This window comes from Streptomyces sp. ITFR-6 (assembly GCF_031844725.1).
Classification (GTDB): domain Bacteria; phylum Actinomycetota; class Actinomycetes; order Streptomycetales; family Streptomycetaceae; genus Streptomyces.
Window position 1 is genome coordinate 5,783,464 of record NZ_CP134612.1, and the last position, 14,558, is coordinate 5,798,021.

At 71.4% G+C, this 14,558-nt stretch carries 12 protein-coding genes and 2 pseudogenes; 6 read left to right on the forward strand and 8 right to left on the reverse strand.

The genetic code is table 11. The features are described 5' to 3' along the window. Positions 1-52 precede the first annotated feature (52 nt). Positions 53-340, forward strand: a pseudogene (locus RLT59_RS26365) (aspartate aminotransferase family protein); the annotation flags it as partial. 167 nt (positions 341-507) lie between these two features. Here RLT59_RS26365 and RLT59_RS26370 read toward each other — a convergent pair. Both RLT59_RS26370 and RLT59_RS26375 read right to left on the reverse strand, forming a co-directional pair. After that, the gene (locus RLT59_RS26370) at positions 508-864 is read right to left on the reverse strand and encodes an NUDIX domain-containing protein (protein WP_311305697.1); all 357 of its coding nucleotides are present in this window, start codon (positions 862-864) and stop codon (positions 508-510) included. 209 nt (positions 865-1,073) lie between these two features. Beyond that, complete coding sequence (locus RLT59_RS26375) at positions 1,074-1,913, reverse strand: MOSC domain-containing protein (RefSeq protein ID WP_311305698.1); 840 nt, start codon at positions 1,911-1,913, stop codon at positions 1,074-1,076. Positions 1,914-2,028: 115 nt separating this feature from the next. Between RLT59_RS26375 and RLT59_RS26380 the strand changes: the two are divergent. Beyond that, a pseudogene (locus RLT59_RS26380) lies at positions 2,029-2,699 on the forward strand (O-methyltransferase). 131 nt (positions 2,700-2,830) lie between these two features. On the opposite strand, the gene RLT59_RS26385 reads toward RLT59_RS26380, so the two are convergent. Both RLT59_RS26385 and RLT59_RS26390 read right to left on the reverse strand, forming a co-directional pair. Further along, positions 2,831-3,472: a superoxide dismutase gene (locus RLT59_RS26385; protein WP_073739012.1), complete on the reverse strand. Its 642-nt coding sequence runs from the start codon at positions 3,470-3,472 to the stop codon at positions 2,831-2,833. A 202-nt stretch (positions 3,473-3,674) separates the two neighbouring features. After that, positions 3,675-5,105 carry an amino acid permease gene (locus tag RLT59_RS26390; RefSeq protein WP_311305699.1) on the reverse strand — a complete coding sequence of 477 codons (1,431 nt, stop codon included), beginning with the start codon at positions 5,103-5,105 and terminating at the stop codon, positions 3,675-3,677. Positions 5,106-5,507: 402 nt separating this feature from the next. On the opposite strand from RLT59_RS26390, the gene RLT59_RS26395 reads away from it, so the two are divergent. Further along, a complete protein-coding gene (locus RLT59_RS26395; protein ID WP_073739014.1) occupies positions 5,508-6,104 on the forward strand; it encodes a biotin transporter BioY in 597 nt (198 codons plus the stop codon). Here the strand turns inward: RLT59_RS26395 and RLT59_RS26400 are convergent. After that, a complete protein-coding gene (locus tag RLT59_RS26400) occupies positions 6,085-7,383 on the reverse strand; it encodes an FAD-binding oxidoreductase (protein ID WP_311305700.1) in 1,299 nt (432 codons plus the stop codon). The genes RLT59_RS26395 and RLT59_RS26400 overlap by 20 nt on opposite strands. Before the next feature lie 112 nt (positions 7,384-7,495). Further along, positions 7,496-8,947 (reverse strand): amino acid permease, encoded by a 1,452-nt coding sequence (locus RLT59_RS26405; protein WP_311305701.1) that lies wholly within the window; start codon positions 8,945-8,947, stop codon positions 7,496-7,498. Between the two features lie 228 nt (positions 8,948-9,175). Here RLT59_RS26405 and RLT59_RS26410 point away from each other — a divergent pair, with 228 nt between their 5' ends. Then, complete coding sequence (locus RLT59_RS26410; RefSeq protein ID WP_073739017.1) at positions 9,176-9,664, forward strand: ribose-5-phosphate isomerase; 489 nt, start codon at positions 9,176-9,178, stop codon at positions 9,662-9,664. A gap of 85 nt (positions 9,665-9,749) precedes the next feature. Then, positions 9,750-10,559 carry an Fpg/Nei family DNA glycosylase gene (locus tag RLT59_RS26415; protein WP_311307866.1) on the forward strand — a complete coding sequence of 270 codons (810 nt, stop codon included), beginning with the start codon at positions 9,750-9,752 and terminating at the stop codon, positions 10,557-10,559. 28 nt (positions 10,560-10,587) lie between these two features. Here the strand turns inward: RLT59_RS26415 and RLT59_RS26420 are convergent, their stop codons facing one another. Then, positions 10,588-11,820: a GNAT family N-acetyltransferase gene (locus tag RLT59_RS26420; RefSeq protein ID WP_311305702.1), complete on the reverse strand. Its 1,233-nt coding sequence runs from the start codon at positions 11,818-11,820 to the stop codon at positions 10,588-10,590. Between the two features lie 105 nt (positions 11,821-11,925). Here RLT59_RS26420 and RLT59_RS26425 point away from each other — a divergent pair, with 105 nt between their 5' ends. Next, entirely contained in the window at positions 11,926-13,071 is a 1,146-nt protein-coding gene (locus RLT59_RS26425) for a SpoIIE family protein phosphatase (RefSeq protein WP_311305703.1), read from the forward strand. Positions 13,072-13,121: 50 nt separating this feature from the next. Here RLT59_RS26425 and RLT59_RS26430 read toward each other — a convergent pair whose 3' ends face one another. Next, positions 13,122-14,285, reverse strand: coding sequence for a cation:proton antiporter (locus tag RLT59_RS26430; protein ID WP_311305704.1), 1,164 nt, complete (start codon positions 14,283-14,285; stop codon positions 13,122-13,124). Between the last annotated feature and the right edge of the window lie 273 nt (positions 14,286-14,558).

A 14,558-nucleotide genomic window follows, 5' to 3' on the forward strand; every position in this document is an offset into this window, starting at 1 on the left:
CGCGGGCTCGGACTCTCGTTCATGATCGGCGGCATGCAGGAAGAGCCAGCCCCTGCCGACTGACCCCGCACCCGGCGCTGCCGCCGACGCCGTACTCGCGGCCCTGCGCGGCGCCGACGCCCCCACCCGGGGCGGCCGGACCTTCGCCTACGTCTACGACGCGGGACTGGCGGGCCTCGACGAGCTGGCGGCCGCCGCGTACACGGCGTACGCGACCGTCAACGGCCTGGACCCCACGGTCTTCCCGAGCGTGGCCAGGCTGGAGAACGACGTGGTGGGCGCGGCGGCCGCGCTGCTGGGCGCGCCCGGCGCACAGGGCACGTTCACCAGCGGCGGCACGCCTCACCGGGGACACCGGCCTGCCCACCAGGATGGCCCCGGTACTGGCCCTGCTGGACGCCCTGCCGGTACCGCTGAAGGAACGGCTGCTCGCGGAGTTCGTGGGGTCGGTGTTCCGGATCTGAGCGGGCCGTCTCAGCCGGTCTCGCGCTCCTCGTCCACGGTCCATCAGTGATGGCCGTACGAGCCCTCGTCGGTCGCCACCCGCATCCCCGACACCTCGGCCGTGACCCGGAGCGGGCGGTACTCCTCGTACTGGTCGAAGTGCCGGCCGTCCACCCCGAACCGGATCTGCCGGGTCCGGACGACCGGACCCAGCCGGGCGGCGGCCGGCTCCAGCGCGGTCTCCTCGCGGACCTCGCGCAGCGCCGCCGCCACGTAATCCTCACCGGCCTCCACCCCGCCGCCGACCGTGAACCACCAACGCGCCCCCACCCGGCGCGGATCGCGGCCGCACAGCAGCAGCAGCCGGTCGCGCTCGTCGGTCAGCAGGAGCCTGGACGTGCACCGCTTCCGTATCGCCATGGGCCAGGACCCTGCCCAGGGCCACCGGGACGCCTCCGCGCCCGGCGCGGCTCAGGCGTAGAAGTCCCGCTGCCACCGGTGCTCGGCCGGCACGGCGAGCTGGTCCCCGGTGAGCGGGCGCCCGTCGCTCAGCACGGTGTCGTCGCGCCCGCCCAGCTGGACTCACCGATGCCCCAGGCGCCGTAGCCGATCTCGGATATCCGCCGGTTCTACGGAGTGACCAGGCTGTGGACGGTGACCGGGTCGCCCACGCTCACCACGCCCTCGCAGACCACCGCGTTCTTCACGCCGAAGCTGACCCGGTTCCCGTACTGCGCCTCGCGCCGGTACGTCGCCAGGGTCCGGACCGGTTCCGGGCCCTTGCGCAGGCCGGTGACCTGGTCGACGAGGGGGACGTTGCAGCGCGTCGCCCGTACCGAGTGGGCGAGTTCGACGGAGCCCAGGGTCATCCGGCGCACCCGGTCCTCGAAGTGCGGTTCGTCCTTGCCGGTCAGGACGATGTTGGGGCGGAACCGGTCCATCGGCACGGCGTCGGCGTCGCCCCGTGCGGCGATCCGGGCGTTCAGGTCGTCCAGCGAGGCGGTCGAGGTGACCAGCACCGCGTGCGCGTCCGCGAAGTTGAGCTTGCCGGGGGTTTCGCCCCAGCCGTCCCGGTCGAAGCCGGGGGCCGCCCGCACCAGGCGCGACTTGGCTCCCAGCACCTCGGAGAACCATTCCGCGACCGTGTCGCCCTGGTCGACGGCCGCGCCCAGGGGGCGGTCGAACATGCTGACGTCGCGGCGCGGGCCGTCCACGTCGACCTCCAGCAGCAGGGGCTCGACGCCTTCCGCGGAGAGGGTGAGCGCCGCCCCGGACCGCAGGACGGCGACCTTGATCGCGGCCATCGCCGGGTGCGTGCGCTGGCTGCGGAACGCGCCCTCTTCCGCGTCCACCACCATGAAGGTCCGGTCGTGTTCGAGGCCCGTCCCGACGACCCGCACGGAGCCGGTGGCGGTCCCCGCGCAGCCCTTGACCGGGTAGTGCACCAGCTCTCGCACGGTGATCGTCATGACGTCCTCTCCAGGGAAACGCTGAGGCCACCATCATCCCATTCACCCGGCATGATGTAAGTTCCTTTTGGGAACTTGCATGGTGCCGGGAGCGGTGCCGAGAGCGGTACGTGTCATGACGCAGGCGCGCTGGTCCGAGGTCGACGACTACTTCAACGCTCTGCTGCTGGGCCCGGACGGAGGCGCTCGACGCGGCCGTCGAGGCCAGCGAGAGGGCCGGGCTGCCGGCGATCCAGGTCGCGGCCGACCAGGGCAAGCTGCTGAACCTGCTGGCCCGGCTCCAGGGGGCGCGCACGGTGCTGGAGATCGGCACCCTGGGCGGGTACAGCACCATCTGGCTGGCGCGTGCGCTCCCCGAGGGAGGCCGCGTCGTCACGCTCGAAGCCGATCCGGAGTGCGCCGAGGTGGCGCGCCGGAACATCGAGCACGCCGGTCTGGCGGAGGTCGTGGAGGTCCGGGTGGGACCGGCCCTCGACACGCTGCCGCTCCTCGCGGACCAGGGGTACGGGCCGTTCGACGTCGTGTTCATCGACGCCGACAAGCCGAGCAGCCCCGACTACCTGGCCTGGTCGCTGAAGCTGACCCGGCCCGGCAGCCTGATCGTCGCCGACAACGTCGTGCGCGACGGAGAGGTGGCCGACGCCGGGAGCGAGGACCCGAAGGTGCTGGGCGTGCACCGGTTCACCGAACTCGTCGCGGCCGAGCCGACCCTGACCGCGACCGCGCTCCAGACCGTCGGCACCAAGGGGGTACGACGGGCTGCTGATGGCCCTGGTCACCGAGTAGCCGCCGGCCGCGGCCGCGCGGACATGGAAGGGCCCCCGCGAGTCATGTCCTCGCGGGGGCCCTTCGTTCATCCGCCTGCCGGGTGAAGGTTGAGAAGACGATCACGAGGCAGGACGTCGGGGGTGCTGGGGTCAGGGGGCGAGCAGCAGTACGTCCGCGCGCTCCTTGGCGGCCGCGTACCGCTTCGCCACGTCCTGCCAGTTGACGACGCGCCACATCGCCTCGATGAAGTCGACCTTCTGGTTCTTGTACTGAAGGTAGAAGGCGTGCTCCCAGGCGTCGAAGACGAGGACCGGCACCGAGCCCTGGCCCACGTTGCCCTGGTGGTCGTAGACCTGCTCGACGATCAGCTTGCCGCTGACCGGCTCGTACGCGAGGACGCCCCAGCCGGAGCCCTGCGTGGTGGCCGCGGCCTTCGTCAGCTGGGACTTGAAGCCCGCGAAGGAGCCGAATGACTCGGTGATCGCGTCCGCGAGGCCGCCGACACCGTCCGCCGCGAGGGGCTCGCCGCCGCCGTCGCCGGTCATGTTGTGCCAGTAGATCGAGTGCAGGATGTGGCCGGAGAGGTGGAACGCGAGGTTCTTCTGGAGCCCGTTGATCGCTCCCCAGGCCTCCTTGTCGCGTGCCTCCTCCAACTGCTCCAGGGTGTCGTTCGCGCCCTTCACGTACGCGGCGTGGTGCTTGTCGTGGTGGAGCTCGATGATCTGCGGATTGATGACCGGTTCGAGCGCCGCGTAGTCGTACGGGAGTTCCGGGAGCGTGTACGTGGCCATGGTGCGAACCCTCCAGCTGCTGTCCTGTTGTTATTGCAATCTATATGCAAGAGCAGGCTAACAGCAGGAGTGGCTGAGGGATGATCAGCCCTTCGGCGTAGGACTCAGGTCGCCCGCGGACCCTTCCGGGCATACGGAAGCGCCGGGCGGGCCGGAGTGATCCGGCCCGCCCGGCGCATCGTGTACCGGGTCGCGCGTCGGGCTACGCGTCCGCCGTCGGGGGCGAGGCCGCCGCGCGGCGCTGGCGTACGAAGCCGATGACGATCAGGACCGCCGTCAGCGCGCCCGTCGCCAGCAGCTGGTCCCGCGTGTCGGGCTGGCGGAGCATCAGGACGAAGATGCCGGCCATGGCGAGCAGGGCCGCGACCGTGAGACCCGGGAACAGCCACATCCGGACCACCAGCTTCTGCGGCTCCTCGCGCTCCAGCCGGGCCCGCAGGATCAGCTGCGAGACGGCGATGAAGATCCAGACGACCAGGATCACCGCCCCGGTCATATTGAGCAGCCAGGGGAAGACGTCGTCGGGCCGCCAGTAGCTCAGCAGCACGCACAGGAAGCCGAACACGGAGGAGACCAGCACCGCGCCGCGCGGCACACCGGACGAGATCCGGCCGAGCCGCTTCGGGCCCTGCCCCCGGGCCACCAGCGAGCAGGCCATGCGCGAGGCGCCGTAGATGTTGGCGTTCATCGCGGAGAGCAGCGCCACCAGGATGACCACGTTCATGATCTCCGCGGCACCGCTGATGCCGAGGTGGTCCAGAGCCGCGTAGAAGGGGCCGACCGAGACGACCTTCGGGTCGTCCCACGGGACCAGCGTGACGATGACCGCCATCGAGCCGACGTAGAAGAGCGCGATCCGCCACATCGCCGTCCGCGCGGCCTTCGCGACGCCCCGCACCGGGTTCTCCGACTCGGCCGCGGCGATCGTGACGGTCTCCAGACCGCCGTACGCGAAGACGGAGGCGAGCAGCCCGATGACCAGCCCCTCTGAGCCGTTCGGCAGGAAGCCGCCCTCGCCGCTGAGGTTGGCGGTGCCCGGCGCGTCCGTGTCCGGGAGCACGCCCAGGATCGCCAGCACGCCCAGCACCAGGAACAGCGTGATCGCGACGACCTTGAGCGCGGCGAACCAGAACTCGAACTCGCCGAACTTCGTCACAGAGGCCAGGTTCGTCCCCAGGAACACCACCATGAACAGGGCCACCCAGGCCCACTCCGGCGTTCCGGGCAGCCAGCCGGTGACGATCTTCGCCGCACCGATCCCTTCGAGGCCGACGGCGACGCAGAGCAGCACCCAGAACGCCCAGCCCGCCGTGAACCCCGCCCACGGGCCGATCGCCCGCTCGGCGTGCACGGAGAAGGAGCCGGACGCCGGATTGGCCGCCGACATCTCGCCGAGCATCCGCATCACGAGCATGACCAGCAGCCCGGAGCAGGCGTAGGCGATGACGATCGAGGGGCCGGCCGCGGCGATACCCGCGCCGGAGCCGACGAACAGTCCGGCGCCGATGACGCCGCCGAGGGCGATCATCGACAGATGGCGCTGCTTGAGCCCGTGGGTGAGGGCCGAGTCGGTTCCGTGGCCGGAAGGGGCGGCCGGGGTGCCGGTGGGGGGAGGCACGGTGGTCCGGGGCATGGACGAACTCTGTTCGGTCGGTGAGACAGGGGACGGGTGACCAGTCTGGACGTGTGCCCCGCTCAGGCGGAACGGACGTCCGCTATACGGGCACCATGCTCACACAGGGCGTGCACCGCGCAGCGGGGAGCGGCCCGGTGCCGAGGCTCCGTCACGGGTCCGCTGTTTAGAGGGAGTCGACAGTCGGCTCCCCTCGCACCTCCCCGCCGGTGAGCAGTTGATCCGCTCCGACCTCCGTGATGAGCATCACGTCCAGGGGTGATTGTGTGCCGCGCTTTGTGTGAATCCCACCAAGGCCTCAACCGCCGCTTTGTGGGCCGCTGATGGTGATCGAGCGTTGCTCCGTCGGATAGCGTCAGGCTTCAGCCCTCCACCCACCTGCCCTCACCACGCGGAGTCCCGATGAGTACTGCTGCCGCCGCCCCCGTCCGTACCGGAGCGGTCCTCGCCGACCTGCTGCCCGCCGCCCGGCACCGCTACGCCGTGGACACCGCCCTGGTGCTCGGCGGCGCCGCGCTCACCGGCATAGCCGCGCAGATCGCCGTGCCGGTCCCCGGCTCGCCGGTCCCGGTCACCGGCCAGACCTTCGCCGCGCTCCTGGTCGGCACCGCGCTCGGGGCCCGCCGCGGCTTCCTCGCGCTCGCCGTGTACGCGCTCGTCGGCATGGCGGGCATGCCGTGGTTCTCGGCCGGCAGCTCCGGCCCCGGCGGCGCCTCCTTCGGCTACGTGCTCGGCATGCTGCTCGCCGCGACCGTGGTGGGCGGCCTGGCCCGCCGCGGCGGCGACCGCTCGGTGCTGCGCACGGCGGGCACCATGGTGCTCGGCTCGGCCATCATCTACTCGGTCGGCGTGCCCTACCTGGCGCTGTCCACCGGCATGTCGGCGAGTGCCGCGATCGCGGCCGGCCTGACGCCGTTCCTGCTCGGCGACGCGCTGAAGGCGGCGCTCGCGATGGGCGCGCTGCCCGCGTCCTGGAAGCTCATCGGCCGTCGCGGCTGACGCCGTACGCCCCACCGAAGAGGCTCGCCGGGTCGTGACGCGACACCAGACCGGCGAGCCTCTCGCGTGTCCGGGGTTCGTGGAACCCGTCCGTACGGTCCCCGCCGCCGAAGGAGAAGTTCAGCGACCGGCCCACGACGAGCGGTGCGAGGACCCCGGCCACCTCCTCGTACAGGGCCCGGACGGCGGCCACGTCCGTACCGTCCAGCGGTGACAGCAGCCGGAGCAGGAACCCGGCCTCCCGGTACGGCACCGCGTTCCCCGCCGCCGGGGCGGTGGCCAGGGCGCCGCCCAGGTGGTTGAGCTGGACCACGGTCATCATCGGGGCCTCGCGGCCGGTCAGCTCCAGCACCCGCGCCGCGCGCTCCGGATCCAGTCCGCTCAGCATCAGCCCGTCCCCGTAGTACGCGTGCGGGAACGGCGGATCGTTGTGAATGCTGGGGCTGTCGGTGTACGGCATCTCCCGCAGCGAGTCCGTGAGCACGGGCCCGATCGCCCGCAGCGGCGCGACGAGGCGCTCACCCCCGGCCGCGCTCCCGGTGTACGCCACGCGTACGGAGACGACGTACCGGCCCCGCAACGCCTCCGGCACCTGCGGCACATCGGGGTACACGAGTGCGGCCACCGACGACGTCAGCGCGTCGGGCAGGGTCCGGGTCCACTCCGGATAGCGCCGGAGCACCTCGGCGCCCGCCCCGCCGTCCCCGTCGAAGGCGATCGAGCCGCCGTACAGCCGGTCCACCGGGACGAGCCCGGTCTCCAGGCCCGTCACCACGCCCAGCCGGTGCCCGCCGCCGCGCAGCCCCCAGAACAGTTCCGGCTCGTCCGCCGCGGTGACATGGCGGAGCACTCCGTCGCCCGTCACCACGTCGAGTGAGCGCACCTGGTCGGCGGCGTACCCGAACTCCCGGCCCAGGATGCCCAGCCCGCCGCCCAGCGTGTAGGAGACGGCGCCCACGCCGGGCGCGGAGCCGTTCAGCGGGGCCAGCCCGTGCGGTGCGGCCGCCTCGACCACCTGCCCCCAGGTGGTGCCGGCCCCGATGGCGGCGGTGCGGCGCACCGGGTCGATCGTTACGGAGTCCATCCGGCGGGTGTCGATCAGGACCCCGCCCTCCACCGGGCCCGCCAGTCCGTGCCCGGTGGCGTGGACGGCGACCCGGAGCCCGCCGGAGGCGGCGCGGGCCACGGCGTCACGTACGTCATCCGCCCCGGCGGCCTCGACGACGAGGTCCGGGCGGACGGGGAAACCGGTCTGGAAACCGGACGGGACGGCAGTCATGGCGGAGGCTCTCCACTCGCTCGCTCGATGGCTTGCGCACTCGATGCTTACGAAGGAGAGCCTCCCCGCTATACCTGACAGTTTCCGTCAGGTATAGGCATGCGTACGGGGCTCATTCGGCGGACTTCCCGGCCGGGGTGCCGTTGCGGCGCCCGAGCGCCTCGCGTACCAGCGAGAACGCCACCACCAGGACCGCGACCAGCAGCGAGAGCAGCACCTGCTCGCGTCCCGCGTCATCGGTCAGCATGTAGACCAGCACGAACGAGATCATCGCGATGGTCGCCCAGGTCAGGTACGGGAAGAGCCACATCCGTACGACCAGCTTCTCGGGCGACTCGCGCAGGATGATGCCGCGCATCCGCAGCTGGGTGAAGCAGATGACCAGCCAGACGAACAGGGCGACCGCGCCCGAGGAGTTCAGCAGGAACGCGAAGACGGTATCCGGCCACTGGTAGTTGAAGAAGACGGCGACGAAGCCGAACACGACGGAGGACAGGATGGCCGCCTGCGGCACGCCCCGCTTGTTGGTCCGGGCGAACGCCTTCGGGGCGTCACCGCGGCCGCCGAGCGAGAAGGCCATCCGGGAGGCCGTGTAGAGGCCGGAGTTGAGGCAGGACAGCACGGCCGTCAGCACGATGACGTCCATCACCTGTCCGGCGTGCGGGATGCCGATCGAGTCGAGTGCGGCGACGTAGCTGCCCTTCTCCATGATCGAGGCGTCGTTCCACGGCAGCAGGGTCAGCACGACGAAGATCGAGCCCAGGTAGAAGACGGCGATCCGCCAGATCACGCTGTTGGTGGCCTTCTGGACGGCGCGCTGCGGGTTCTCCGACTCACCGGCCGCCAGCGTCACGATCTCGCTGCCCATGAAGGAGAAGACCACCATCAGCACCCCGGTGAGGATGGCGCCGGGCCCCTTGGGGAAGAAGCCGCCGGTGTCGGTGAGATGGACCAGCCCCGAGCCGGCGTTGTCCGAACCCGGCAGTACGCCGAAGACGGCGAGCAGCCCGACGATCACGAAGGCGCCGATCGCGACGACCTTGATCCCGGCGAACCAGAACTCGAACTCTCCGTACGAGCCGACCGAGACCAGGTTCGTCGCGGTCAGCACCAGCATCACGATCAGCGCCCAGGCCCACTGCGGGACGCCCGGCACCCAGTTCTCCAGGATCTTGGCACCCGCCGTGGCCTCGACGGCGAGCACCACGACCCAGAAGAACCAGTAGAGCCAGCCGATCGAGAAACCGGCCCAGCGGCCCAGGGCCTGGTCGGCGTAGGCGGAGAAGGAGCCCGACGCGGGACGGGCGGCGGCCATCTCCCCGAGCATCCGCATCACGAAGACGACCATCAGGCCGACCAGCGCGTACGACAGCAGGATGGCGGGTCCGGCGGCGGCGATGCCCGCGCCCGACCCCACGAAGAGGCCCGCGCCGATCACGCCGCCGATGGCGATCATCGAGAGGTGCCGGTTCTTGAGGCCGGCCTGTAGCCCGTCCCCGGGGCCCGCCCGGTCCGGCCCCTCGGGCTGTTGGCCCGGTCCGGCCAGAGTCGTCTGCGACGTCATGGATCGAATCCTCACGTTTTCGGATCACTCGGTGCATGCCCGCCGCGGCACGGTGGTGAGCGGCGAGCGTTGCATTGAAGCCCGGCGAACCCCGAAATCGGAACCCCCGCATCCGCATCGTTGACACGATCATCGCTTCAGCGGCTTCGCACGCACAGGGTCCGCACATCAGGGCCACACCGCACCCCGTCGTCGGTTACCCGGCGAAGCTCGTGCCACACTCCTCCCATGCGCGTGTACCTCGGATCCGACCATGCCGGTTACGAACTCAAGAACCACCTCGTCGAGTGGCTCAAGGCCCAGGGCCACGAGGCCGTCGACTGCGGTCCCCACATCTACGACGCCCAGGACGACTATCCGCCGTTCTGCCTGCGTGCCGCCGAGAAGACGGCCGCCGACCCCGACAGCCTCGGGATCGTCATCGGCGGCTCCGGCAACGGCGAGCAGATGGCCGCGAACAAGGTCAAGGGCGTCCGCGCCGCACTCGCCTGGAGCGAGCAGACCGCCGCGCTGGGCCGCGAGCACAACGACGCCAACGTGATCTCCATCGGCGGCCGGATGCACACCGAGGAGGAGTGCACGAAGTTCGTCGAGATCTTCCTCGCCACTCCGTACTCCGGCGAGGAGCGGCACAGCCGCCGCATCGCGATGCTCACGGCGTACGAGAACACCGGCGAGCTCCCCCCGGTCCCGGCCCACCACCCGCAGCAGGGCTGACCGCCGCACGCCTCCCGCTGTGCCGCCGGAGCCCCGGCGGCACAGCCATGTCCGTACCACCGCCTCACCCAGGAGCGCCGCCGCCGTGCCCGAGGGCCACACGATCCACCGCCTCGCGGACGACCATCGGGACAGGTTCGCCGGCCGGCCGGTGCGGGTGAGCAGCCCGCAGGGCAAGTTCTCCGACAGCGCCGCGCTGCTCGACGGCCGGGTGCTCGAAGGCACGGACGCGCACGGCAAGCACCTCTTCCTCGGCTTCGAGGGAACCGGCTGGGTCCACATCCACCTCGGCCTGTTCGGCAAGCTCGGATTCGGCACGGCGCCGGCCCCGCCGCCCACGGACACGGTCCGGCTCCGCCTCCTGAACGACGAGCACCACGCGGACCTGCGCGGCCCCACCACGTGTGCGCTGATCACCGACGCCGAGAAGCAGTCGATACACGACCGGCTCGGCCCCGACCCGCTGCGCTCCGACGAGGACGGCGAGCGCGCCTGGCAGCGGATCTCCCGGAGCCGGATCACCGTGGCCGCCCTGCTGATGGACCAGAAGGTCATCGCGGGCGTCGGCAACGTGTACCGCGCGGAGGTGCTGTTCCGGCACGGCATCGACCCGTACCGTGCCGGCCGGGACCTCACCCGCCGCGAGTGGGACGCGATCTGGACGGACCTGGGTGAGCTGATGCGCGAGGGCGTGCGCAACAACCGCATCGACACGGTCCGTCCCGAGCACCTGCCGGAGGCGATGGGCCGGGCGCCGAGGGTGGACGACCACGGCGGCGAGGTGTACGTCTACCGGCGGGCGCGCCAGTCCTGCCACGTCTGCGGCACGGAGATCCGGGCGGCGGAGCTGTCGGCCCGGAACCTGTTCTGGTGCCCGACCTGCCAGCTCCGCTGAACGCGTGCCGCCGGACGCGCCCGGCAGGCTAGAACCCCCGGGGCAGCCACGGCGCCACGTCGGACAGGAACGCGGAGGACGCCTCCGCCAACGCTCCCGCCCGCACCTCCCGCACCCGCCCGGCCAGGGCCAGCGCGCCCAGCGATTCGCCGCCCAGGTACGCCGTCCCCAACTCCCGTACGGACAGTGCCAGATCCGCCGCCTCCTCCGTGCGCTTGCACGACGCGCCGCCCTTCGCGTCGGCCGTCAGCCGCCAACGCCCCGCGTTCCAGGGGCAGAACGCGTCCTCGACCTCGAACACCACGTCCACCGGCGACCGGTAGCTCCGGGCCTCCAGCGCCGCGCCCACGTTCACCAGCCGCACATGGAGCGAGTCCCGGACCTGGATCCCGCACCGCCGCACGTCAGAGACCAGGTGCAGCACCGCGTCGTCCACCGGCCGGTTCCGCGCCTCGACGGTCGACGTCAGGTCGATCCCGAAGAGGAACCGCCACAGCGCCGCGTACCCCGCCGGATCCAGCGCCGCCAGGTCGCTCACGACGATCCGGCCCTTGGGCCCGGCCGTGTCCCAGTCCGGTTTGATGTGGTACGTGGTGTAACCCACCACCTCGCCGTCCCGCTCGGCCAGCACGCACTGCAGGGCGGAGCCGCCCTCCCGCGAACTCGCCGGATCGACGAGCGACTTGCGCTCCCAGCCCGGAGCGTGGGCCGGGGTGCCGGGGCGGCCCGGCACCAGACGCGCGTACACGCTCTCGCAGGCCCCGACCGCCTCGTCCTTCTTCGCGTGCCGCAGCCGCACCCCGTCCGTGCCCTCGGGGACGTTCAGCCGCACCCGGTCCGTGTCGATCGTCAGGGACATCCGGCGGGTCGCCGCCCCGTACCCGTACCGGCCGTAGATCGCCGGCTCCGACGCCGTGAGCACGGCGAGCGGCTCACCCAGTGCCCGCACGTCGTCGAGCTGACGGCGCATCATCGAGGTCAGCAGTCCGCGCCTGCGATGGGTGGCCGCGACGCTGACCATCGTCACGCCCGCGGCCGGCACCAGCGCGCCGCCCGGAACGGCCAGCCGGAAGCTGAACGCCCCGGACGTGGCGACGACATCGGGGCCGTCCCAGACCCCGAGCGAGCGCTCGTGCTCGGTCAGCGACTCGTAGAGCTCACGCTCCTCCGGCGGTTCGGCGACCCCTCCGAAGGCGAGCTCCAGGGACTCGAACCATTCGTTCCATTCGGACGGCCGCAACACGCGAAGCTCTGTAGTCATATGGCATGCCTACCAGGGGCTCGGCGGACAGGCGACCCGATTCCGAACGCATTGTCACAGGGGTCCCCCTGCACCGGAGGCCGCCGGGTGGATAAAGTCCCCGCAATGGCCCGACGCGCAGGAGCAGAGACCTACCCGGCCCGATTGCGGAAATCGGTGCACCGGGTGCGCAGCACGCTGCGCAGATCCGGCGTCGACTACTTCCGCGGCGACGGCTCCGACTGGATCGCCTTGGCCGCCCTGTTGCTGGTCATCCCCGCCATCACCTGCGGCACCCTGCTGAACCCGGTGTGGTGTTCACCGACCGCGCTCGTCCTGCCGATCGTCGCGGGCGGCCTGGTGCTGCGCCCCGCCAGCCTGCTCGGCCTGTACGCGGCGGCCGCCGCTGCCCTGATCGTCGAGTCGGTGCGGCTCGGCCCGTTCACGGACGGCGCGGTCGGGGTCACCCCGGGAACCGTGCTGACGGTCGCGGCCTGCGGCTTCTTCGGGCTGGTGCTCGCCCAGTTCAGGGCCAGGGTCGGCGTGCCGTGGCGGCGCGGCGGCACCATGCTCTTCGACCTGCGCGAACGCATCCGGGTGCAGAGCGCGCTGCCCCGGCTCCCGCAGGGCTGGCACCGGGAGATGTCGCTGCGCCCGGCGGGCGGGCAGTCCTTCTCCGGTGACTTCGTCGTCGCGGCCCGTACCAACGGCGGCCGCACCCTGGAGGCCGTACTCACCGACGTCTCCGGCAAGGGCATGGACGCGGGCTCCCGCGCTCTGCTGCTGTCCGGCGCGTTCGGCGGGCTCCTCGGATCGCTGCCGCCGCACGGCTTCCTGCCCGCGGCCAACGGCTATCTGCTGCGCCAGGACTGGGACGAGGGTTTCGCGACCTCGATCCATCTGGTCCTGGACCTCGAATCCGGCGACTACGAACTCCTCTCGGCCGGCCATCCGCCCGCCCTCCAGTTGCACGCGGGCAGCGGCCGGTGGGAGGAGATGGCCGCGGAGGGACCCCTGCTCGGGGTGTACGACGGGGCGCAGTTCGACGCCGTGAAGGGCTCGCTGGCCCCCGGGGACGTACTGATGCTGTTCACCGACGGACTGGTGGAGACGTCCGAACGGGACATGGCGGAGGGCATCGACCGGCTGACCGGCGAGGCCGACCGCTATGTCTCGACGGGCTTCGAGGGTGCCGCCTGGCACCTCATCGAGGCGTGTGCCAAGGACGTCAACGACGACCGGGCACTGCTCCTGCTGTCACGCAAGTCCTGAACCGTATGCAACCGGCCTGAACCGGGCGTACGTCAACGGCTTCCGGCTCGTCACCGGATCGGGGCGAGTGCGCTGTCGCGCCCGCCCGGAAGGATTCCGGCCAGCCAGTGCGAACGTCCGGCCACCAGCGGCGCCAGCACCGCGAGGACGAGCACGTATCCGGCGATGAACGGCGCGAGCCGCTCGTCGAGTCCGGCGCCCGCCGCCATCGTGGCGAGGATCAGCGCGAACTCGCCGCGCGCCACGAGGGTGGTGGAGATGTTCGCCGTGGCCTGCGGGCCGAACCCGTACAGCTTGGCGGTGGCGATCCCCGCGAGGACGTTCATGGCGAGGGTCACCGCGACGGCGGCCAGCACCGCCCACAGCACGACCGGCAGATCACCGGGGTTGATGGAGAGACCGAAGGCGAAGAAGAAGATCGCACCGAAGGCGTCCCGCAGCGGGTGGACCAGTCTGAGGATGCGCTCGCCGGAGGACGTGCTGCCGAGCATCAGGCCCACCATGAAGGCGCCGATGGCGTCCGCGACCCCGAACCACTCCGAGATGCCGGCCACCAGGACCGCCGCGCCGAGGAAGGAGATGACGAGGAGTTCGTCGTCCCTGGTGTTGATCAGCTTGCTGATGAGCCTGGTGCCGAACCGGGCGGCCAGGGCCAGCGCGAGCAGGAAGCCGAAGGCCTTTCCGCCGTCGACCGCCGCCGCCGCGAGGCTGTCGGCGCCCGAGAGGATGGGCTGGAGGGCGGCCAGGTACAGCGCGAGGAACACGTCCTCCACGACGATGATGCCGAGGATCGGCTTGGTCTCCGGATTGCCGATCCGGCCCAGGTCGACCAGGACCTTGGTGACGATGGCCGACGACGAGATGCCGAGCACCCCGGCCAGCACCAGCGCCTCCGACGTGCCCCAGCCCAGCGCGAAGCCGAAGCCGAGCCCGGCGCCGACGTTCAGGGCGAGATAGGCGCCGCCCGCGAGCGCCATCCGGCGCCCGCCCGCCTTGAGGTCGTCGAGGTGGAACTCCAGGCCGAGGTAGAAGAGCAGCAGCACCAGGCCGAGCGCGGAGAGCATCTCCAGATCGTGCGGGTCCGCGACCAGGACGATGCCGGGGGTGTGCGGGCCGAGCAGGATCCCGGCCAGGATGAACAGGGGGATGGTCGGCAGCCCGATGCGGCTGCCGACGCGGGCGAGAACGGCGGCGGCGAGGAAGGCGCCGCCCATGGCGATGAGCGTGTCTGCGTGTCCGATGAGCCCAGTCCTTCGCTTGGTCAAGAGAACGTCAAGGAATCGTCAGTAATTAGTTTACCGAATGATTGACGTTGCAAGTATGACCACCCTCACCGGGCGTCCCGACGGGCGTCCCGACAGGCCTCCCGACGGGCGTCCACCGGGCCTCCGACCCGCTCTCCCGACCGAGCGCCCTGGGGTTTTCCCCACCCCCGATCCGCCAGCCGCCGTCATGGTCCGGGCCCGTACGGATCCGTACGTTCGAGG